The sequence below is a fragment of the Nocardia sp. NPDC004722 genome, assembly GCF_053601505.1.
Window position 1 is genome coordinate 22,690 of the sequence record NZ_JBSGBY010000002.1, and the last position, 21,215, is coordinate 43,904.

22 protein-coding genes are annotated in these 21,215 nt (G+C 67.2%); 12 read left to right on the forward strand and 10 right to left on the reverse strand.

The window, feature by feature from the left end:
* Positions 1-261: 261 nt before the first annotated feature.
* On the forward strand, positions 262-1,035 hold the full coding sequence (locus ACWELQ_RS00920; protein ID WP_452394953.1) for an acyl-[acyl-carrier-protein] thioesterase: 774 nt from the start codon (positions 262-264) through the stop codon (positions 1,033-1,035).
* 63 nt (positions 1,036-1,098) lie between these two features.
* On the forward strand, positions 1,099-1,878 hold the full coding sequence (locus ACWELQ_RS00925) for a hypothetical protein (RefSeq protein WP_452394954.1): 780 nt from the start codon (positions 1,099-1,101) through the stop codon (positions 1,876-1,878).
* Positions 1,879-1,941: 63 nt separating this feature from the next.
* Here ACWELQ_RS00925 and ACWELQ_RS00930 read toward each other — a convergent pair whose 3' ends face one another.
* Complete coding sequence (locus ACWELQ_RS00930; protein WP_452394955.1) at positions 1,942-3,609, reverse strand: FAD-dependent oxidoreductase; 1,668 nt, start codon at positions 3,607-3,609, stop codon at positions 1,942-1,944.
* Between the two features lie 227 nt (positions 3,610-3,836).
* Between ACWELQ_RS00930 and ACWELQ_RS00935 the strand changes: the two genes are divergently transcribed.
* Positions 3,837-4,328, forward strand: a complete 492-nt coding sequence (locus tag ACWELQ_RS00935; RefSeq protein ID WP_452394956.1) for a SixA phosphatase family protein — start codon at positions 3,837-3,839, stop codon at positions 4,326-4,328.
* A gap of 27 nt (positions 4,329-4,355) precedes the next feature.
* Here the strand turns inward: ACWELQ_RS00935 and ACWELQ_RS00940 are convergent, their stop codons facing one another.
* A complete protein-coding gene (locus tag ACWELQ_RS00940; protein ID WP_452394957.1) occupies positions 4,356-4,559 on the reverse strand; it encodes a hypothetical protein in 204 nt (67 codons plus the stop codon).
* A gap of 149 nt (positions 4,560-4,708) precedes the next feature.
* On the opposite strand from ACWELQ_RS00940, the gene ACWELQ_RS00945 reads away from it, so the two are divergent.
* Together ACWELQ_RS00945 and ACWELQ_RS00950 are read left to right on the forward strand one after the other, a co-directional pair.
* Complete coding sequence (locus ACWELQ_RS00945; protein ID WP_452394958.1) at positions 4,709-5,161, forward strand: MerR family transcriptional regulator; 453 nt, start codon at positions 4,709-4,711, stop codon at positions 5,159-5,161.
* A gap of 3 nt (positions 5,162-5,164) precedes the next feature.
* Positions 5,165-6,166: an aldo/keto reductase gene (locus tag ACWELQ_RS00950; protein ID WP_452394959.1), complete on the forward strand. Its 1,002-nt coding sequence runs from the start codon at positions 5,165-5,167 to the stop codon at positions 6,164-6,166.
* Positions 6,167-6,232: 66 nt separating this feature from the next.
* Here ACWELQ_RS00950 and ACWELQ_RS00955 read toward each other — a convergent pair whose 3' ends face one another.
* Together ACWELQ_RS00955 and ACWELQ_RS00960 are read right to left on the reverse strand one after the other, a co-directional pair.
* Entirely contained in the window at positions 6,233-6,877 is a 645-nt protein-coding gene (locus ACWELQ_RS00955) for a GTP cyclohydrolase II (protein WP_452394960.1), read from the reverse strand.
* Positions 6,878-6,908: 31 nt separating this feature from the next.
* Positions 6,909-7,331, reverse strand: a complete 423-nt coding sequence (locus ACWELQ_RS00960) for a MerR family transcriptional regulator (protein ID WP_452394990.1) — start codon at positions 7,329-7,331, stop codon at positions 6,909-6,911.
* 74 nt (positions 7,332-7,405) lie between these two features.
* Here ACWELQ_RS00960 and ACWELQ_RS00965 point away from each other — a divergent pair, with 74 nt between their 5' ends.
* Genes ACWELQ_RS00965 through ACWELQ_RS00980 form a run of 4 tightly spaced genes read left to right on the forward strand, consistent with a single transcriptional unit; the run spans position 7,406 to position 10,018 of the window.
* The gene (locus tag ACWELQ_RS00965) at positions 7,406-8,158 is read left to right on the forward strand and encodes an alpha/beta fold hydrolase (RefSeq protein ID WP_452394961.1); all 753 of its coding nucleotides are present in this window, start codon (positions 7,406-7,408) and stop codon (positions 8,156-8,158) included.
* Positions 8,159-8,217: 59 nt separating this feature from the next.
* The gene (locus ACWELQ_RS00970; protein ID WP_452394962.1) at positions 8,218-8,697 is read left to right on the forward strand and encodes a carboxymuconolactone decarboxylase family protein; all 480 of its coding nucleotides are present in this window, start codon (positions 8,218-8,220) and stop codon (positions 8,695-8,697) included.
* Between the two features lie 3 nt (positions 8,698-8,700).
* A complete protein-coding gene (locus ACWELQ_RS00975; RefSeq protein WP_157393575.1) occupies positions 8,701-9,015 on the forward strand; it encodes a GNAT family N-acetyltransferase in 315 nt (104 codons plus the stop codon).
* Between the two features lie 16 nt (positions 9,016-9,031).
* Positions 9,032-10,018 carry a pirin family protein gene (locus ACWELQ_RS00980; RefSeq protein WP_452394963.1) on the forward strand — a complete coding sequence of 329 codons (987 nt, stop codon included), beginning with the start codon at positions 9,032-9,034 and terminating at the stop codon, positions 10,016-10,018.
* A 15-nt stretch (positions 10,019-10,033) separates the two neighbouring features.
* Here ACWELQ_RS00980 and ACWELQ_RS00985 read toward each other — a convergent pair whose 3' ends face one another.
* Entirely contained in the window at positions 10,034-10,873 is an 840-nt protein-coding gene (locus tag ACWELQ_RS00985; protein WP_452394964.1) for a helix-turn-helix transcriptional regulator, read from the reverse strand.
* A gap of 166 nt (positions 10,874-11,039) precedes the next feature.
* On the opposite strand from ACWELQ_RS00985, the gene ACWELQ_RS00990 reads away from it, so the two are divergent.
* A complete protein-coding gene (locus tag ACWELQ_RS00990) occupies positions 11,040-12,047 on the forward strand; it encodes an aldo/keto reductase (RefSeq protein WP_452394965.1) in 1,008 nt (335 codons plus the stop codon).
* Positions 12,048-12,065: 18 nt separating this feature from the next.
* On the opposite strand, the gene ACWELQ_RS00995 is transcribed toward ACWELQ_RS00990, so the two are convergent.
* From ACWELQ_RS00995 to ACWELQ_RS01005, 3 genes are all read right to left on the reverse strand, one after another.
* Positions 12,066-12,536: a PaaI family thioesterase gene (locus tag ACWELQ_RS00995; RefSeq protein ID WP_452394966.1), complete on the reverse strand. Its 471-nt coding sequence runs from the start codon at positions 12,534-12,536 to the stop codon at positions 12,066-12,068.
* 94 nt (positions 12,537-12,630) lie between these two features.
* A complete protein-coding gene (gene mqo, locus ACWELQ_RS01000) occupies positions 12,631-14,136 on the reverse strand; it encodes a malate dehydrogenase (quinone) (RefSeq protein ID WP_452394967.1) in 1,506 nt (501 codons plus the stop codon).
* 144 nt (positions 14,137-14,280) lie between these two features.
* Positions 14,281-14,817: a CGNR zinc finger domain-containing protein gene (locus tag ACWELQ_RS01005; protein ID WP_452394968.1), complete on the reverse strand. Its 537-nt coding sequence runs from the start codon at positions 14,815-14,817 to the stop codon at positions 14,281-14,283.
* A 39-nt stretch (positions 14,818-14,856) separates the two neighbouring features.
* Here ACWELQ_RS01005 and ACWELQ_RS01010 point away from each other — a divergent pair, with 39 nt between their 5' ends.
* Positions 14,857-15,810, forward strand: coding sequence for an EamA family transporter (locus ACWELQ_RS01010; RefSeq protein ID WP_452394969.1), 954 nt, complete (start codon positions 14,857-14,859; stop codon positions 15,808-15,810).
* A gap of 77 nt (positions 15,811-15,887) precedes the next feature.
* Positions 15,888-16,598 carry a hypothetical protein gene (locus ACWELQ_RS01015; protein WP_452394970.1) on the forward strand — a complete coding sequence of 237 codons (711 nt, stop codon included), beginning with the start codon at positions 15,888-15,890 and terminating at the stop codon, positions 16,596-16,598.
* Here the strand turns inward: ACWELQ_RS01015 and ACWELQ_RS01020 are convergent, their stop codons facing one another.
* Together ACWELQ_RS01020 and ACWELQ_RS01025 are read right to left on the reverse strand one after the other, a co-directional pair.
* Positions 16,599-17,051 (reverse strand): hypothetical protein, encoded by a 453-nt coding sequence (locus ACWELQ_RS01020; RefSeq protein ID WP_452394971.1) that lies wholly within the window; start codon positions 17,049-17,051, stop codon positions 16,599-16,601.
* A gap of 153 nt (positions 17,052-17,204) precedes the next feature.
* On the reverse strand, positions 17,205-21,158 hold the full coding sequence (locus tag ACWELQ_RS01025; RefSeq protein ID WP_452394972.1) for a DNA-directed RNA polymerase subunit beta': 3,954 nt from the start codon (positions 21,156-21,158) through the stop codon (positions 17,205-17,207).
* Positions 21,159-21,215: the final 57 nt, after the last annotated feature.

Consider the following 21,215-nt stretch of genomic DNA (forward strand, 5'->3'; position numbering starts at 1 on the left):
AAAGGCTACGGCGACTGCAGCGCACTGTCATTACTCCCGGGCGCACTGCTATTACTCCCGAACGCGCTGTCATTACTCCTGCTGGAGCGAAACACTGGCGTTCCCGGAAGAGAAGTACAGGTGACTCGACGCGAGTGTGTCCCGCACGCCCCGTAGAGTCATGTCACAGACTTCGGTCAACGAGCATCTCACCGGTGCTCACGGAAAGACATGCGGCACGCTGGGGTCCAAGCCAGACGGTGTGCAGCGCGAGGAGCACCAGTGTCACTCGATGAGCCACTCGCCCCGCTTCCCGAGGAGGGCATGGGCTTCGCTTCCACGTGGCCGGTTCGGGCCGGCGATGTGGATCCCTATCACCGGCTGCGATTCGACGCGGCGGCCCGCTACCTCCAGGACATCGCCTGGGAGGAAATGCAATCCGGGTTCTTCCATCGCACCGACCCGGCCTGGATCGTGCGCCGCACGGTGGTGGACGTGGTGCGACCCATCCACTGGCCCGACCAGGTGGAGTTGCGGCGCTGGTGTTCGGCCATGTCGACGCGGTGGACCAATATGCGGGTGCGCATCACCAGCGCGGACGGCGGGCTGATCGAGACCGAAGGGTTCTGGATCAATATCAACGAGTTCACCAATATGCCGACCCGCATCAGCGATGAGGGCCTGGCCGAACTCGGTCGCACCACCGACGAGCACCGGCTGCGCTGGCGGCCGTGGCTGACCGATCCGACCCCGCCGGAGTCGGATGTGGATCTGCCGTTCCCGGTGCGCGCCACCGATATCGACCAGTACAACCACGTGAACAACGCGGCGTACTGGCAGGCGCTCGAGCAGTACCTGGTCGACTATCCGAAGCTGGTGGCCGGACCGCATCGCGCGGTCATCGAGTACATCGCGCCGGTGCTGGCGCGCCAGCACATCAGCGTGCGCAGCCGGTACGAGCCGGGCGACCGGACGGGGCATCCGGCCTTGCGGCTGTGGTTCGTGGTGGGCGGGGTGACCACGACGGCGGTGCGGATCGGTCCGCTGCCGGGCTGATCGTTCGCGACATTCCCTGCGAAGCAGCGCGTTCGCTGATGGTTTGCCTGCGAGACTTCCGCCATGCGATTCACTCGTCTCGTCCTCCTCGCGGCCCTACCGGCGCTGACCGTCGGCCTCACGGCGTGCAGCCATTCCAAGGATTCCGCCAAGACCACCACGTCGACCACGGTTGCGGCGAGCAGCAGCACCACACCGGGCGGCACGTCGACGACCCCCGCGCCCAATCCGAAACCGTTGCCGCCCAACCCGACCCGGCCGCCGGTGCCGACCACCGTCGCCCCCGCCGATGTCAATTGCGGGCCGGTAACCGGAGCAAATGGCAAGAACGCCGACGTGATCGCCTACGCCAATCAGGCGGGGATCCCCGGCTGCACCGAGGCCATCACCGTCGCCAGCGATTACGTGAACGCCACCCGCTCCGGCGATGCCGTTCAGGTCGACGGCTGGACCTGTGAACCCCAGCCCGATACCGCCGTCCCGCACATCTGCTTCAAGGACGGCTTCATCATCGGCCTGCGCGGCGCGGCCGCCCCGAACCCGCCCGCACCCCCGACCACCACTCCCCCGCCGACCACCACCTCGGTCGCGCCCGCGGGCAATGTCAACTGCGGCACCGTGACCGACGCGGGCGGCGGCACCCGGACCGTGATCGCGGTCGCCACCCCGGCGGGCACGGTCGGGTGCACGGAGGCCATCAATGTGGCGAGCCAGTACGCGCAGACGATCAGCACCACCGATGTGGCCACGATCAACGGCTGGTCCTGCAACGCCCAGCCGGACCCCGCCTACCCGTCCATGTGTGCCAAGGACGGGCTGCTGATCAACCTCGGCGCGCAGTAGACCGAGGCAGTGAACGCGATGCGGCCCCACTCGAATTCGAATGGGGCCGCATCGTTTCAGGGTCTATCCTTTGGCGGCCTTGAGCAGGTCCTCGATCTTGGTGAACTTCACGCGGGGGCGGCCTCCGGCCTTGCCCGCGGTCTTCTCCGCCGCGTCGATGGCCTTCCAGCCGTCCCGCCCGATCTGATCGGGCTGACGCTCGGACAGCAGCGCTTCCAGGGCGGCCCGGTTGCCCTGCGGGGCGGCCAGCTTGCCAGCGGTGAAGTCCGCGATCAGCTGGTCGACGGTCTCCTGCGAATCGACCCGGTTGGAGCCGATCACGCCGCGCGGACCTCGCTTGATCCAGCCGGAGACGTACACGCCCGCAACGGGGTTGCCGTCGGCCAGGACCCGGCCCTTGTCGTTGGGGATGACACCCTTCGACTCGTCGAACGGGACATCCGCGACCGGCTGACCCTTGTAGCCGATGGACCGCAGCACCAGCGACGCCGACAGCGAATCGGTGCGGTCGGAGGCGCGGGCCACGGTGCGGCCGTTCTCCTGCACCAGCTCGTTGTGCACGAACTCGATGCCCTCGACCTTGTCCGTACCGGTGACGGCGGTGGGCGAGACCAGGTAGCGGAACACGATGCGCTTGTGGTCCGGGTTGCGCTTACCGGCCGCGTATTCCTCGGCGAGGGTGTACTTGAGCTTCAGCGAGGGCTCGACCTCGGGATCGTCCAGTTCCGCCTGCGAGGCCGGGTCCAGCACCAGGTCCTCGGGGTCGACGATGATGTCGACGCCCTTCAGGTGGCCCAGCGCCAGGAATTCCGACGAGGTGTAGGCGGCCTGCAGCGGACCGCGGCGGCCCAGCACCACGACCTCCTTGATGTTGCTGCGGCGCAGCGCATCCAGGGCGTGGTCGGCGATATCGGTCTTGGCCAGCTCGTCCGGGTTCACGGTGAGCACGCGGGCGACATCGAGGGCGACATTGCCGTTGCCGACGATGACGGCACGCTCGCCGGAGAGGTCGAACTCGCGGTCCGCGAAGTCCGGGTGGCCGTTGTACCAGGCCACGAACTCGGTGGCGGAGTGGCTGCCGGGCAGGTCCTCGCCCGGGACGCCGAGGCGGCGGTCGGTGGCCGCGCCGACGGCGTAGATGACCGCGTGGTGGTGGCTCAGCAGCTCCTCGTGCGAGATGTGCTTGCCGACTTCCACATTCAGCCGGTACTGCAGCGCCTCGCGCCGGAACGCCGACTCGAACAGGCTCGCCACCGACTTGGTGCCCGGGTGGTCGGGGGCCACACCGGCGCGCACCAGGCCGTAGGGCGTGGGCAGCCGGTCGAACAGCTCCACCTCGACATCGGCGCGGCGCAGTAGCTCCTCGGCGGCGTAGCAGGCGGCGGGACCCGCGCCGATGACGGCCACCCGCAGCGTGCCCAGATCCTTGGGCGCGCGCGAGGGTGCGACCAGCGGCTCGAAGTTGGACTCCAGCGGATGCCGCACGAAGTACGCCGCGTTGATGTCCTTGAACCGGGCCAGCGAGTTGAGCAGGTCGTCCTCGGAGAAGATCGCGTCGACCGGGCAGGCGTCGACGCACGCGCCGCAGTCGATGCAGGTGTCCGGGTCGATGTAGAGCTGCTCGGTCGTGGCGAACTCGCGTTGCTCAGGCGTGGGACGAATGCAATCGACCGGGCACTCGGGTACGCAGCTGGCGTCGTTGCAACAACGCTGCGTGATCACATAGGCCATATCTCGCAGATCCTCGAAACTGTCGCGTGGTGCTACTCGGGCTCGGGCTCGAGCAGAGTCGGTAGAACACGTTCTAATATAGGCGGCATTCCATCGGGTGTCGGCACGGCGATGTGTCGCCACCTTCAGTGTGCCTCGAGTGTGAGCACCGTCTCGCCTCGGCACTGGCGTGCACCGCTGTGAGACCGGTCTCGGGCTGCCACTCGAGGACACCTACCGTAATACCTATGGTGCGGACTCTCATCTTGATGCGGCACGGCAAATCCGGATATCCCGACGGCGTGGCGGACCATGAACGGCCACTGGCCCCGCGCGGGCAGCGGGAAGCCGCGCTGGCGGGCGACTGGCTGCGCGCCACGCAACCGGCCATCGACGCCGTGCTCTGTTCCAGTTCGACCCGGACCCGGGAGACCTTGGCTGCCACCGGGATCACCGCGCCGGTGTCGTACGAGAAGGCGATCTACGAGGCGTCACCGCACGCGTTGATCGAATTGGTGCAGCTCACCGATGCCGACGTGGAGACACTGCTGCTCATCGGGCACTCACCCGGAATGCCTTGGACGGCATGGGAACTGGCGGCCAATCGGGATTCGAGCGCGGCCGAGGAGCTGAGCGTCAAATTCCCCACCTCCGCGCTGGCGGTCATCGAATTCGACCGGCCCTGGGCAGCGGCCGACCCGGGCACGGGTGAGCTGGTGCGCTTCCACGTGCCGCGCTGAGGAATTCGACGGGCCGATTCGGTCGAATCAGCCGAGTAGCTTGCCCTTCCACACCACGACTCCGCCGAAGACCAGCAGGAGCAGCAGCGCGGGCCAGAAACCCAGCAGCCACCACACCACACCCAGCACCGCCACCACGGGCAGCGCGGCGATGGCCGTGATCACCGGTTGTTCCTTGGCCGTTTCCAGGGCCGAGCGCGCCCTGATCCGATCCATGTCTTTTCCAGGCATGACCCCAGCGTAGGCGCGCGATCGGCAAGTGGCTCGACTCATCGAAACTCCGCGCACGGTCATTCGATCTTCACGCGCATTAGCCTTGCTTGGAGTGCACTCCAACCCACTAGCGTCGTGGGTGGACCGGTAAGAGAAGGGTGAGACCGATGAGCGCAGCGCCCGTGGCCACGACCACGACCTCCGAGCTCGACCGGCCGCGGTACTCGATCGGCGAGGCGTCCGACCGTAGCGGCCTGACCCGGGACACGCTGCGCTGGTACGAGCGCATCGGACTGATGGACTACGTGGGCCGCGACCACAGCGGTCAGCGGCGCTTCAGCGACCGGGATCTGACCTGGCTGGCGTTCATCGGAAAGCTGCGCAGCACCGGCATGTCGGTGGCCGACATGGTCAAGTACGCGGAACTGGTCCGGGCCGGGGAGCACACCTACCCGGAGCGGCTCGACATGTTCCGCAGCACCCGCGCCCACGTGCTCGCCCAGATCGAGGAATTGCAGTCCACCCTGGTCGTTCTCGACCGCAAGATCGCGCTCTACGGGGGCGGGCCCGTCTGTGAGCCCAGCCTCCTCTCGAATTGCACCGCCAGTGAAGGGGATTGATCGATGACCAACACAACGGCCCTGCCCACCACCGCCCTCGGCACCATCCGGGTCGGCGCGCAGGGATACGGGGCCATGGGCATCAGCGAGTTCTACGGCCCGACCGACGCGGCCGAGGCCCGGGCGACGCTGGAGCGGGCGCTGGAACTGGGCGTGACGCTCTTCGACACCGCCGACGTCTACGGCTCCGGCCACAATGAGGAGTTCGTCGGCGAGTTCGTGCGCGCGCACCGCGAGAACGTGGTGCTGGCAACGAAATTCGGCATCGTCCGCAAGGAGGAGGACCCCGCCTACCGGGGCATGGACAACTCGCCGGAGTACATCCGCCACGCGGTGGACGCCAGCCTGCAGCGGCTCGGCATCGACGTCATCGACCTGTACTACATGCACCGCAAGCAGGCGGGCGTGCCGATCGAGGAAACGGTCGGCGCCATGGCGGAACTCGTCGCGGCGGGCAAGGTCCGGCAGCTCGGGCTGTCCGAGGTGACCGGCGCGGAGCTGCGCGCCGGGCACGCGGTGCATCCGATCGCGGCGTTGCAGTCGGAGTGGTCGCTGTTCTCGCGGGACGTGGAGCGCACCGCGGTGCCCGCCGCCGCCGAACTCGGCGTGACCGTGGTGCCGTACTCGCCGCTGGGCCGGGGGTTCCTGACCGGGGCCGCGCCCACGACCGGCGCGGACGATATCCGCCGCAGCATGCCGCGCTTCAACGGCGAGAACGCCAAGGCCAATGAGGAATTGCTGGCCCCGCTGCACGCCATCGCCGCGGCCCGCGAGCTGACCCCGGCACAGGTGGCGCTTGCCTGGGTGCACGCGCAGGAGCGGGTGCACGGCCTGTCGGTGGTGCCGATTCCCGGTACCCGCAGCCGGATTCGGGTGGCCGAGAACGTCGCGGCCGCCACGGTGAAACTCACCGACCTGGAACTCGCGGCGCTGGATGCCATCGCCGGTCAGGTGGCCGGAGATCGCTACGCGGATATGAGCTTCACCGCGGCCGGACGCGAATAGTCCGCTGACACAACACCGCTCGGGCCCGCTACCGGTTCATCCGGAGCGGGCCCGTTCGTGTGCGGTTCAGCCGACCAGGCGAATCGTGTGCCCGGTGTGGTCGGCCTTGGCGCGCAGGTAGCGCAGGTTGGCGGGGTTGGCGTGCACGCCGGTCGGCACCGTGTCCCGTACGGCCACACCGAGTTCCGTCAACTGCCGTACCTTGTCGGGATTGTTGGTGAGCAGGTCGATGTCGCGGACGCCGAGCGCGGACAGCATCTGGGCGGCCGCGGTGTAGTCGCGGGCGTCCTCGTCGAAGCCGAGTTCGGTATTGGCCTGGTAGGTGTCGCGACCGGCGTCCTGCAGCGCGTAGGCGTCGAGCTTGTTGTAGAGGCCTATATCGCGGCCCTCCTGGCGCAGGTACAGCAGGATGCCGCCTGCGTCGGTGATGCGTTCCACGGCCTCGCGCAGCTGGGGGCCGCAGTCGCAGCGGGCGGAGCCGAACACGTCGCCGGTCAGGCATTCGGAGTGCAGCCGCACCAGCGGCGTGGCGCCGGACTCGAGATCCGGATCGCCGAGGCTGTGTCCGCCCAAAAGCAGCGCGAGATGCTCACGCCCGTCGGTCAGCCCGTCGAAGGTGACCGCCTGCGCGGTGGTCGAATACCCGTCGGCGAAGGTCAGCGGAATCCGCACGCTGGTGCGTACGCTCGCGCCGACGAAGGTGCTGCTCATCAATGCTCCTGAAAGCCAGGGACCATTCCGATCAATGCTGAACGGCAGTAACCGGACGGATATTCCTGGGCAATCGACCGGCATCGGAGGGCGAACGGTCAGCATCGGGATCCGGGTCGAAGGGAGCCGACAGCACCGCGTCCCGCTGCCGGGCCAGCAGCTCGCGCTGCCGGGCGAGTTCGGCGATCTGATCGTCGAGCCGGTCGAGCCCGTCGCTCACCACCTGCCGCGAGTGCTCGCAGTGCTGGAAGCCGGAATCGGTGGCGCAGGGCAGGAGTTCGCGGATCTCGCGCGTCGGCAGGCCCGCCGCGAGGAGTTCGCGGATGCGGGCGACCCGGCTCACGGCGGCGGCCGGGTAGCTGCGGTAGCCGTTCGAATCGCGGTGCGGGACAAGCAGTCCCTGCTCCTCGTAGTAGCGCAGCAGTCGTGGCGCGACGCCGGTGGTCGCGACAATTCACCGATCAGCACTGTGACCTCCCGCACATCGCGTTGACCTTCACATCCATGTGAATCCCTAACGTCGCCGCCATGACGAACATTTCGCTCCGTACCCAGGTTTCCGGCTCCGGCCCCGCGATCGTGCTCGCGCACGGCGGGGGCGGCGGCATCGACGCCAACTTCGGCGGGCTGATTCCGCTGCTCGCCAAGGATCATCTGGTGATCGGTTCCGACTTCCCCGACGACGACACTCCGCTCACCCTCGACACTCTCGCCGACGCCCTCGTGGCCGAGGCGGTCGCGAACGGGGCGGAGACGTTCAGCATCGTGGCGTTCTCGCTCGGCACCACGGTCGCCATCCGCGCCGCGATCCGTCACCCGGAGCGGGTGCGCGGCCTGGTGCTCACCGGCGGCTTCGCACGCATCGACAACCGCGGGCGGATGAATGTCGAACTGTGGCAGCGGGCCCTGGCCGCCGGTGACCGGGACGCGTTCGCACGCTTCGTCATGCTGGCCGGATTCAGCAAGGAGTTCGTGAATGCCATTCCGGCGGAACAGCTCTCCGAGATTCTCGCGCAGACCGCGGCGAACATCCCCGGCGGCACCGCGGCGCAGGCCGCCTTGGTGGAGTCGGCCGATGTGCGCGACGATCTGGCGCGGGTGGCGGTGCCGACACTGGTCCTCGGCATGACCGGCGATCTGCTGGCCGACCCCGCCAATGCCCGGGAGCAGGCGGCGGGCATTCCGGGTGCGGTCTACCGGGAACTGCCGGGCGGACACGTCGTGATGATCGAGCAGCCCGAGCTCTGGTACGCGGCTGTACTGGAGTTCTTCGCGGACTGAAACGCCAATTTTCAGACCGGAAGGCATGGTTCGCGTTCTCGGCTTACGATGCAGCCACTATGCAGTCTGTAACTCACGACCGGATTTGGATCGACAAGCAAACGCCCGAGGCCTTCCGCGCCTTCGAGAGCGTCGCGGTCACGGTCCGGGACGCCGCCACGGCCGCCGGGCTCGACCGCGCCGTCATGGAACTGGTGAACGTCCGCGTCTCCCAGCTCACCGGCTGCCCCTTCTGCCTGGACCTGCACACCCGCTACGCCCGCGCCGCCGGCGTCACCCAGCAACAACTGGATGTATTGCCGGCCTGGCGGCGCGCGCCCTACCTGTTCACCGATATCGAACAGGCGGCGCTGCGGGTGGCGGAAACAGTGACTTCGTTGCCGGATGAAGACAGCATGCAGCGTGAGTATGCTGCTGCGCGGCAACAATTGTCGGATGACCAGATGTCTGTCCTCATCTGGGCTGCCACCACTATCGGCGCGTTCAATCGCGTGTCGATTATGAGCAAACATCCGGTGCGGGTGCGGAAGGAGAACTGAACAATGAGCGAACAGGCCGTGGCGGCCGCAGTCGTTCGCAACGACGCGCAACACCGGTACGAGGTGTGGTACGGGAATTCGCTCGCCGGGTTCAGCGAGTACCGCGAGCGCGACGACAACGACACCACATTCATTCACACCGAGGTGGACCAGGAATTCAGCGGAAAGGGCCTGGCGAATCTGCTCGCCCAGGAGGCGATCAAGGATGTGATCGCTCGCGGTCGCGTCATCGTGCCGCGCTGCCCGTTCATCAAGAGCTGGTTGGATAAACACCCGGAATACGACGAGTACGTCGTCGGCAAGGGCATCAAGAGGTGATCAGGGAGGAGCGGGAATGAGTGATCTGGAACCCCGGCCGGAGGCCGCACTGTGCGAACCCTCCGGACGACCCGGCCCGCGCACGGAATTCTTTCCGGCCCGGGAGGTGCCGCTCGGCGGCGTCCGCGGGGTGACGGTCTTCCGGACGCTCCCGCAACGCGACCTGCCGACCGTCGGCGCGTGGTGCTTCCTGGACCACTTCCACCCGGGCTCGGAGATCAACCCCGACGGCCATGACATCGAGCCGCATCCGCACATCGGATTGCAAACGGTGACATGGCCTTTGGACGGGCGCATCCGGCACCGCGACAGTGTCGGCTCGGATGTGGAGATCGCGCCCGGACAGCTCAACATCATGACCTCGGGGCATGGCATCGCGCACTCGGAATACCGGGTGCCGGGGCACATCTCGGGGAACGGATTGCAGTTGTGGGTGGCGCTGCCGGACGAATCCCGGAATATCGCACCGCATTTCGAGCAGCACACGGCGCTGCCGGAGTTCACGATTCCGTCGGTCGACGGAATCGTGCTGATCGGGACACTGGGCGGGGTCACCTCACCGGCGACCGCGTACACCCCGATCGTCGGCGCGGATCTGCGGGTCGCGGCCGGGGCGGACACCGCGCTGCCGTTGAATCCGGAATTCGAGCACGCGATCCTGGTCATCGAAGGGGCCGTCACCGTCGACGGCACCCCGGTCGAGCCGGGCAGCCTGTTCTATCTGGGCAGTGATCGCGAGTCGATTCGCTTGCACGACACCGCGGGTGCGCATCTGCTGCTGCTCGGCGGTGAACCGTTCGGCGAGGATCTGGTCATGTGGTGGAACTTCGTGGCGCGCAGTCACGAGGAGATCGAGCAGGCCCGCGATGATTGGGAGAAGCACGATGTCGGCCGGTTCGCCGATATCGCGGGGCACACGCCGGAACAGCGTATTCCGGCGCCGCCGCTGCCCGGCTTGCACTTGAAGCCGCGCAAGCGCCGGTGCGGAGTTCCGCACGAATAGCCGGTAGTACGTCGGTCAGTGTCTGGTCATGGATTGAGTTCCGATGACCCGCAACAGATCCAGCTTCTCCTGCGTATCGGTATTCGGCGCGGGGTAGTAGATCAGGACGTGACGGGTGGCGCTGGGCGTGAGCAGCGGTTCGCAGATCAGGTCCAGCACACCGACTTCCGGGTGAATCATGCGTTTGGTGTGCCCGCGCCCGCGGCCCACCTCGTGTTCGAGCCACAGCCGCTCGAACTCCGGGCTGGCGGCCCGCAGCCGGGCCACCAGCTCGGCGACGTCGGCGTCACCGGCCCGGCGCGCAGAGGTCGCACGCAGATCGGCGACATGCTTGTGGCTCAAGGCATCCCAGTCGTCCTCCGGGAAGATGCGCCGCGAATCGGGTTCGGTGAACCAGCGCCACGGGATGCAGCGATCCAGGCCGCGCCGCTGCGAATAGTCCCCGGACAGCAGTGTGTGCATGCGGTTCTGCACCAGTACCTCGCCCAGATCCGAGATGACCACGGCCGGGGTGTCGTCCAGTTTGGAGAGCACGTGCAGAATGCCGGGACCCACGTGCGGATCCCCGCCGCGCGCCGGAGCCTGATGCCCGCACAGATAGTAGAGATGGTCCCGCTCGGACTCGGTAAGCCGCAGTGCCCGCGCCAGCGAGGCCAGCACCTGCACCGACGGCCGCGGCCCGCGGGCCTGCTCGAGCCGGGTGTAGTAATCCGTCGACATCCCCGCGAGCATCGCGACCTCATCGCGGCGCAGTCCCGGAGTGCGTCGCCGCGCGCCCGGCTGCAACCCGACGGTCCCGGGTTGCAGCTGTTCACGGCGGCGGCGCAGGAAGTCTGCCAGCTCGTCTCGATCCATTCCCCCACTCTCCCCTGTCCCGGTCCCGCTATCCAGGTACCGGCGATCCCAGGCAACGGGGACGCCTCGATATCCACATCCGTCCACAGGTCGTAGCCAGGGATCGGCGATCCCTGGATGAACGGTCCTCTCCCGCGCATCCCTGGATCCGGGCAGTGTTATCGGCATGACGCAGACACTCAGCACCGTTCAGCTCGGCCAGACCGGGCCCGCCGTCTCCCGCCTCGCCCTCGGGGCCATGGGGATGTCCGGCATGTACGGCACGGCCGACGAGGCCACCTCGATCGCCACCGTGCACGCCGCCCTCGACTCCGGCGCGAACCTCATCGACACCGGCGACTTCTACGGCATGGGGCACAACGAACTGCTCCTGCGGCAGGCGCTCGCCGACCGCAAGCGCGAGGACTACCTGCTCAGCGTGAAGTACGGGGCGCTGCGCGGACCCGACAACAGCTTCGGCGGCGTCGACACCAGGCCCGCCGCCACCAAGAACTTCCTCGCCTACTCGCTGCAGCGGCTCGGCGTCGACTACATCGACATCTACCGGCCCGCGCGGCTGGATCCGAACGTGCCGATCGAGGAGACCATCGGCGGGCTCGCGGACATGGTGCAGGCCGGGTACATCCGCCACATCGGGCTCTCGGAGGTGGGCGCGGAGACGCTGCGCCGGGCTGCCGCCGTCCACCCGATCGTGGACCTGCAGATCGAGTACTCACTGCTCTCACGCGGTATCGAGGCCGAAATCCTGCCCACCGCACGCGAACTCGGCATCGGCATCACCGCCTACGGGGTGCTCTCGCGCGGCCTGCTCAGCGATTCGATGAAGCCGGGACAGCAGTTCGCACCCAGCGACTTCCGGGCGCACAGCCCGCGCTTCCAGGGCGAGAACCTCACCGCCAACCTGCGCCTGGTCGACGCGCTCGCCAAGATCGCGGCCGATCACGACGTGACCGTGGCGCAGCTGGCGATCGCCTGGGCGCTGTCGCGGGGCACCGACATCGTGCCGCTGATCGGGGCGCGCAAGCCGGAGCGCTGGGCGGAAGCCGTTGCGGCGGCCGACATTCAGCTCTCCGACGACGAGCTGGCCACCATCGAGGCGGCCGTGCCCGCCGACCAGGTCGCGGGCGGCCGCTACGCCCCGGCGCAGATGGCCATGCTCGACAGCGAGCGCTGATTTCTCAGCGCTGGGCCGCTACGTCCGACGCGGACGGATCACCGCGGTGAACGCCGCGGTGGCCACGGGCTTGCCGGTGACATCGGCGATCGTCACCGGCACCTCCAGCTCGATCTCCGTGCGGGACGCGATATTCGCGCGGGTCCGCTCGATCGTCTCCGGCGTCAGCTCGGCGGTGGCGCTGAACGGGCCCAGCTCGCCCTTGGCGCGCGCCAGGTATTCGATGCGGCCGTCGCGGGCGACGATGAAGGTGTCGCCGAGCAGATCGGTGATGCCGGAGATGGACGCGCCCATGGCAGCGGTCTCGGCCAGGCCGAACAGCAGCGCGGCGTGCACATCGCCATTGTGGTTGTAGTGCTCGGGCTTGCCGGCCATCCGCACCACATTGCGGCCGGGCGCGTATTCCACGCCCTCGATGCCGGTGAACTGGATGAAGCCGAGCTTCTGGAAGCCCGCCATCACCATTTCGCCCATGGTGGCGCTGTCCATCGTGTCTCCCGCCGACGCGTAGAAATTGAAACCTGTTCCAATTTACTACCGGCTCGGACCGGGCTTTGTCGACGGCAGCTTCCTGCCACCCGGATCAGCCGACCACGCGGCCCTGCAAACCCAGCGCCTCGGAAGTGCTCGCCATGGTCTGGCGCGCCAGCCGGGCATCCTTGGCCAGACTGTGGCCCAGCGTCGGCATCAGCTCACGCAGGCGCGGCTCCCACAGCGCCGCGTAGCGCGGGAAGCAGCGCTCCAGCACCTCCAACATGATCACCGGGGCGGTCGAGGCGCCGGGCGTCGCGCCCAGCACCGCCGCGATCGAACCATCGTGCGCGGCAACCACTTCGGTGCCGAACTCCAGCACGCCACCGCGTTCGGGATCCGGCTTCACGATCTGGGCGCGCTGGCCCGCCGTGATCAGGGTCCAGTCCTCGAGCCGGGCCTCCGGCACGAAATTCCGCAGCGCCGCCAATTTCTTCTTGCGCGTCGAGGCCACCTGGGATGCCAACAGCCACACCAGATCCCGGTTCTGCTTCAGCATCGACATGAGCGGCCCGACATTGTCCGGGCGCAGCGAAGCGGGAGCATCGAAGAGCGAACCGCGTTTCAGGAAACGGGGATTCGAGCCCGGGAACGGGCCGAACAGCAAGGACTTGGAGCCGTTCACGACCCGGGTATCCAAGTGCGGCATGGAAATCGACGGTGCGCCGACCGGGCCGCGGCCGTACACCTTGGCCTCGTGCTCGGCCACCACCTCCGGATTGTCGCAGCGCAGGAATCGGCCGCTCACCGGCAGCAGACCGTAGCCGCGCGCCTCCGGAACACCCGCCTTCTGCAAAACCTTCAAGGCCCAGCCGCCCGCGCCCGCGAACACGAAGCGCGCGTCCACCTTCCGCGTGAGCCGGTCATTGTCGGTGCGCCAATCCACCCGCAACTGCCAGGTGCCGTCATTGTTGCGGCGCATGCCGCGCACCTCGCAATTGCGATGGATCTCGACGTCACGCCAGCGCAGCCAATGGAAGAGCTGGCCGGTGAGCTCACCGAAATCGATATCGCTGCCGGTGATGTCGCGGGTCGCGGCGATCGGCTCGGACGTGTCGCGCCCCGCCGTGAGCAGCGGGGCCCATTCGCCGATCACCGCCGGATCGTCACTGAATCGCATATTCGCGAAAAGGTGATGCGCGGAGAGGGTTTCGTGGCGGCGGCGCAGGAAATCCACCTCGTCGCGCCCGCGTGCCAACGTCATGTGCGGCACAGGATTGATGAAGGTCGACGGGTCCCGCAAAACCTTCGACGTCACCAGCGACGCCAGCAACTGGCGGGTCAGCTGGAACTGCTCGTTGAGTTCGACGGCGGGCTCGATATCGATCGAGCCGTCCGGACTCTGGACGGTGTAATCGAGTTCGCACAATCCCGCATGGCCGGTACCCGAATTGTTCCAGGCCGCCGAGGCTTCCGACCCGACCTCGGGCAAACGCTCATAGACAGCGATGGTCCAACTGGGCTCCAGATGCTTGATCAGCATCGCCAGCGTCGCACTCATGATGCCGCCGCCGATCAATACGACATCGTAAGGCCGGAGCGGCAGTTGTGTTCTCATCGTCATTACCTGGAAAACCCCGATTGAACTCGTACAGCGTACGGGCACGCTAGCACTATCCACCGGCCCGCCAGGGCGGCGCAGCAACCCTATCCCCGAACCCGCTCCCGCGCACCCGGAGCTATTCACCCGCAGCCGACGGGATCAACCCACGGCTTTGCGCGCCCGATATGCCGCCACCGCATTGCGATTGGTGCACGCCACCGAGCAATAGCGGCGCGAGCGGTTACGGGACATATCCAGCACGATGCCCTCGCAGGATTCGTCGGCGCAGATCGCCAGGCGCGACAACTCGTCGGCGCGAATCAGATCGATCATGGCCATGGCGGTCTCGACCGCGATCCGCACCTCCAGCGGGGCGTCGGGCGCGACGGCGTGAATGTGGTAGTCCAGCGCGTCGTGCCGGACCAACTGCGGGACGGCGCGATGCTTCGCCAGGATGCCGTTCACCAGCTCGACGGCGGTATCGCGATCGGCGGTGAGCAGGCGACGCAGGGGCGCGCGCTGGGCACGAACGGCGGCGAGCTCCGCGGCCGTGCGGGTGTGCGTGCCGGTATAGCGATGCCGTTCGAAAAAGGCGTCGAGCTGGGTGATCTCGGTGAGGGTGTCCGGTTCCTCGGCCGAGTTCACCAGCTCGACCGCCGCGACCATGGATGCCACCGTGTCATCAGCGAAAAGCACGTTGACATATTACACACCCGCCCCTTAGCGTCATTAGTCATGGCGACTTTGACTCATGACACGGTGGTGGCTCCGCATCGGCTGCGCACGGGCCTGCTCACCGCCGCCCTGTCGGCGTCGTCCTTCGGACTCTCGGGGCCGCTGGCCCGCGGGCTCATGGACGCGGGCTGGAGTCCGGCCGCGGTCGTCATCGTGCGCGTGCTGCTCGGCGCGGCCGTCCTGCTGCCGGTCGCCCTGGTGCAGCTGCACGGCGACTGGAACCTGCTGCGCCGCAATGCCGGACTGCTGCTCGGCTACGGTCTGCTCGCGGTCGCCTCGGCGCAGCTCGCCTACTTCAACGCGGTCGCGCACATGGCAGTCGGCGTGGCATTGCTCATCGAATACACCGCGCCCATCGCGGTCATCGTGTGGCTGTGGTTGCGGCACAGCCAGAAGCCGGGGCGCGCAACGATTCTCGGCGCGATCATCGGCATCGCCGGACTGATCCTGGTGCTGAACCTGCGCGACGGGGCGCACACCAGCTGGGTCGGCATCGCCTGGGCGATGGGCGCGATGGTCGGCGCGGCAGCGTATTTCATCCTGTCGGCGCACGCCGGGGACGCGGTGCCCGGCACCGTGCTGGCCACCGGTGGATTGCTGGTCGGCGGGCTCGGCATCCTGGCGGCCGGGCTGATCGGCATCGTGCCGTTGCACGCCACCACGAATGCGGTCGCGTTCCAAGGCTTCACCGTCGACTGGTGGGTGCCGTTGGCCGCGCTCGGCGTGGTCACAGCCGCCATCGCCTACGTCACCGGGATCACCGCGACGCGACTGCTCGGCTCCCGGCTCGCGTCCTTCGCGGCGCTCGGTGAAGTGCTGGCCGCCATCCTGTTCTCCTGGGCGCTCTTGGGCCAGACGCCCGCACCGATTCAATTGCTCGGCGGCGCATTGATTCTCATCGGAGTGGTCGTGGTGCGACTCGGGGAGCCCGACGAAGACCTGTCTGCGCCATAAGTCTTCACATCTCGAGTTGATAACGGTAGTTTGTCGCAAATGCCGGGGGAACTCGTCCGCGACCGAGAGAAGCCACCATGCGTGTCACCAAATACCTTGCGCCCGCCCTGCTCTGCCTGACCGCCACCACGGTGACCGGCACCGTCTACGCGGGCACCGCCGCCGCGGACCCGGCCCCCGCGCCCGCCCTCCAGATCAAGGGCACCGACCACAACATCGGCTACGACGTGGCACTCTCCACCGACCAGCGCTCCGCCGTCAGCACCCTGCAAGCCGGGCATTTCCTCGCCACCTGGGACGGCGAGGCCGTCATCGTCACCGACGACAACGGCGTGCTGGTCTCCAGCATCCCGCTGAAGTACGACATCGCCGGTAAGACAGCCGAATTCACCCCGGTCATCGACCAGGACAACCACCGCCTGACCCTCACCCCGGTCGGGGAATCCACTACCCCGCTGCACGATGTCGACGCTCAGCAACGGCTCTTCGACGTGGTCCAGGCACACATGCCCGCCGTGGCCACCGGCGCGGCCATCGGCGCGACCATCGGCTTCATCGCGGGCTTCCCGCTCGGCCTGTTCGTCGTCGACTTCATCACCGCCCCACTGCTCGCCGTGGTCGGCGGCGTCATCGGCGGTGTGGTCGGTCTCGCGGTGGACGGCGGCCAGGAAGCCTCCGACGCCACCACCGACTACCTCAACTCCCTGGCCCCCGGCACCGGCGACGCCTTCCGCCCCGCCTTCGCGGCGCTGTCCACCCTGCCGATCCCGCTGCCCTCGAACAACTGATCAATCGAGGAAGCTCACCGATTCGATCGGGAGCGTGTTGGCCCAGTGGTACCACCAGACATTCACTTCCTGGGTGAGACCGAAGCGCAGTGTGTGTCCGGTGGCCGGACCATCCACAACCGTCCACAGGCCATTGGGCTGACCGATCACGCGACTGACACTGCCGTCGGACCAGGCGAATTGGCCCAGCGACGGTGAATCGAGTGCGTTCCAAGGCAATTCGGCGCTGAAATGTCCCGCCGTGATGCCGGGCAGCAGCGGGCCGGAGCATCCCCAGACGTCCGCCTCACGGCGGATGCTCTGGCCCGCGCTACCGGTGCCGGGCGTCATGACGCCGGTCAACAGGCCGCCGTGCGCGCAGCCCGGACTCGGATCGGCCTGTGCCAGCGGCACACTCGCCGATAACGCCGCCCCGCACAGCAGGGCCGCGACCACACCACCACGAGCAGACATGCCGACTCCTCCGGCCGGGGACTGGCAAAACTCTCGCAACCAGCTTAGACCCGCCCCCGGCCAACCGGCCCGGAACGACAAACCGGCCCCGAACAGAGAACGGCCCCCGCTCCGAGTCGGAGCGGGGGCCGAAATCTATTGCCTGGCTACTGCTTAGCGGTAGTCGCTGAAGCCGTAGTCGTCCAGCGGGACCGCGGCACCGGTGGAGGTGCCGAAGCCGTCCGGGCTGTAGTAGCTGTCGTCGTAGGACGGGACAGCGTACGCGGCCTGGCGGGCCTCCTCGGTGGGCTGAACCTGGATGTTGCGGTAGCGGTTGATACCGGTACCGGCGGGGATCAGCTTACCGATGATCACGTTCTCCTTCAGGCCGATCAGCTTGTCGGAGCGGCAGTTGATCGCGGCGTCCGTGAGCACGCGGGTGGTCTCCTGGAAGGAGGCCGCCGACAGCCACGAATCGGTCGCGAGCGACGCCTTGGTGATACCCATCAGGACCGGACGGCCGGAGGCCGGCTCGGCACCCTCGGAGACCACGCGACGGTTCGAGTTCTCGAACTCGGCGCGCTCCACCAGGGAGCCGGGCAGGAACTCGGTCGCACCCGAATCGATGATCGTCACGCGACGCAGCATCTGGCGCACGATGACCTCGATGTGCTTGTCGTGGATCGACACACCCTGCGAGCGGTAGACCTCCTGGACCTCGTGGACCAGGTGGATCTGCACCTGACGGGGGCCCATCACGCGCAGCACCTCGTGCGGATCCGCGGAGCCCTCCAGCAGCTGCTGGCCGACTTCCACGTGATCGCCGTCGGCGAGCAGACGCTCGGAACCGTCCTCGTGCTTGAACACCCGCAGCCGCTGACGCTTCGACAGCTTGTCGTACAGGACCTCGTCCGACCCGTCGTCCGGGATGATCGTGATCTTGTAGAAGCGGTCGTCGTCCTCGAGCCGCACGCGACCCGACACCTCGGCGATGGGGGCCTTGCCCTTGGGCACACGAGCCTCGAAGAGCTCCTGAACTCGGGGCAGACCACCCGTGATGTCGTCACCCGCGACACCACCCTGGTGGAAGGTACGCATGGTCAGCTGGGTACCGGGCTCACCGATGGACTGGGCGGCGACGATACCGACGGCCTCACCGATGTCCACCAGCTTGCCGGTCGCCATCGAGCGGCCGTAGCAGGTGGCGCACACGCCGGTGCCGGTGGTGCAGGTCAGCACGGAGCGGACCTTCACCTCGGTGATGCCGGCCTCGAGCAGCGCCTCCAGGGCGGGATCGCCCAGGTCGTGGCCCTTCTCGACGACGACATTGCCCTTGGCGTCCACCGCGTCGGTGGCCAGCGTACGAGCGTAGGTGCTGGTCTCCACGTGGGCGTCCCGGATGAGCGAGCCGTCGGCCTGCTTCTCCGCGATCGGCACCACGATGCCGCGCTCGGTGCCACAGTCGGTCTCGCGCACGATGACGTCCTGCGACACGTCCACCAGACGACGGGTCAGGTAACCCGAGTCGGCGGTACGAAGCGCGGTGTCGGCCAGACCCTTTCGCGCACCGTGGGTGTTGATGAAGTACTCCAGAACCGTCAGGCCCTCACGGAAGGAGGACTTGATCGGCTGCGGGATGAACTCACCCTTCGGGTTGGTCACCAGACCCTTCATGCCCGCGAGGGTACGAGTCTGGGTGAAGTTACCCGTGGCGCCCGAGTCGACGATCGTGATGATCGGGTTGTCGGCCGGGTAGTGCGCGCGCAGCGCCTTACCGACCTCTTCGGTCGCTTCCTGCCAGATCTTGACCAGGGCGTTGTTGCGTTCCTGGTGGTCCAGAGCACCACGCTGGTACTTCTTCTCGATCTGGTCGGCCTGGGCGTCGTAGCGCGCCATGATCTCGGCCTTCTCGGTCGGAACGAGAACGTCCGACATGGAGACGGTGACACCCGAACGCGTGGCCCAGTAGAAGCCGGAGTCCTTCAGCTTGTCGACGGTCTGCGCGACGACGATCATCGGGTAGCGCTCGGCGAGATCGTTGATGATCGCCGCCTGACGCTTCTTCGGCATCGGCTCGTCGATGAACGCGTAGTCCGCCGGGAGCAGATCGTTGAAGATGACGCGGCCCAGCGTGGTCTTGGTGATCCACGCGTCGCCACGCTGCCAGCCGTTCGGGAACAGCTCGGCCTCGACGTCCCGCGGGGGACGCTGCTCGGTCAGACGGATCTTGATGAGCGTCCGCACGGTCAGCTCACCGCGGTCGACGGCCATCTGCGCCTCGGCGGGCGAGGAGTAGACGCCGAACTCGGCCTCGTCCTTGGTGGCGGCCCGGTACTCGCCCTTCGCGCCCTCTTCGAGGCGGGTCAGGTAGTACAGACCGGTCACCATGTCCAGACGCGGCATGGCGAGCGGACGACCCGACGCCGGCGACAGGATGTTGTTCGAGGACAGCATCAGGATGCGGGCCTCGGCCTGCGCCTCCGCCGACAGCGGCAGGTGCACGGCCATCTGGTCACCGTCGAAGTCGGCGTTGAACGCCTCACACACGAGCGGGTGCAGCTGGATGGCCTTGCCTTCGACCAGCAGCGGCTCGAAGGCCTGGATACCCAGGCGGTGCAGGGTGGGCGCACGGTTCAGCAGCACCGGGTGCTCGGAGATGACCTCTTCGAGGACATCCCACACCTGGGGACGCTGACGCTCGACCATCCGCTTGGCGGACTTGATGTTCTGCGCGTGGTTCAGGTCGACCAGACGCTTCATGACGAACGGCTTGAACAGCTCGAGCGCCATCAGCTTGGGCAGACCACACTGGTGCAGCTTCAGCTGCGGGCCGACCACGATGACCGAACGGCCGGAGTAGTCGACACGCTTGCCGAGCAGGTTCTGACGGAAACGACCCTGCTTGCCCTTGAGCAGATCGCTCAGGGACTTTAGCGGGCGGTTACCCGGACCGGTGACCGGACGGCCACGACGGCCGTTGTCGAACAGCGCGTCCACCGACTCCTGAAGCATGCGCTTCTCGTTGTTCACGATGATCTCGGGCGCACCCAGATCGATCAGTCGCTTCAAACGGTTGTTGCGGTTGATGACGCGGCGGTACAGGTCGTTGAGGTCGGAGGTCGCGAAGCGGCCACCGTCCAGCTGCACCATCGGACGCAGCTCCGGCGGGATCACCGGCACGGCGTCGAGGACCATGCCCATCGGCGAGTTGCCGTTGGTCTGGAACGCGGCGACGACCTTCAGACGCTTCAGCGCGCGAAGCTTCTTCTGGCCCTTGCCCGTACGAATGGTCTCGCGCAGGTTCTCGGCCTCGGCGTCGATGTCGAAGGTCTCCATGAGCTTCTGGATCGCCTCGGCACCCATTGCGCCGGTGAAGTATTCGCCGTAGCGGTCCTGCAGCTCGCGGTAGATCACCTCGTCGATGATCAGCTGCTTCTTGGCCAGCTTGGTGAAGGTGGTCCAGATCTCGTCGAGCCGGTCCAGCTCACGCTGGGCGCGGTCACGCAGCTGACGCATCTCGCGCTCGCCGCCGTCCTTGACCTTGCGGCGGACGTCGGACTTGGCACCCTCGGCCTCGAGCTCGGCCAGGTCGGCCTCGAGCTTCTGGGCGCGGGCCTCCAGGTCGGCGTCACGCTGATCGGCGACGGTCTTCTTCTCGACCTCCATCTCCGCCTCGAGCGTGGACAGCTCGTTGTGGCGGAGCTCGTCATCCACAGCGGTGATGACGTAGGCGGCGAAGTAGATGATCTTCTCGAGATCCTTCGGCGCCAGGTCGAGCAGGTAGCCCAGACGCGACGGGACACCCTTGAAGTACCAGATGTGCGTGACCGGAGCGGCCAGCTCGATGTGGCCCATGCGCTCACGACGCACCTTGGCGCGAGTCACCTCGACGCCACAGCGCTCACAGATGATGCCCTTGAAGCGGACGCGCTTGTACTTGCCGCAGTAGCACTCCCAGTCCCGGGTGGGACCGAAGATCTTCTCGCAGAAGAGGCCGTCCTTCTCCGGCTTCAACGTGCGGTAGTTGATGGTCTCCGGCTTCTTGACCTCGCCAAACGACCAGTTGCGAATGTCTTCGGCGGTCGCCAGGCCGATCCGGAGTTCATCGAAGAAGTTGACGTCTAGCACGTAACTTCCTTTCCCCTGTTCGGGTTGAGTTTGAGCAAAAGTTCGCTAAATCCGTTG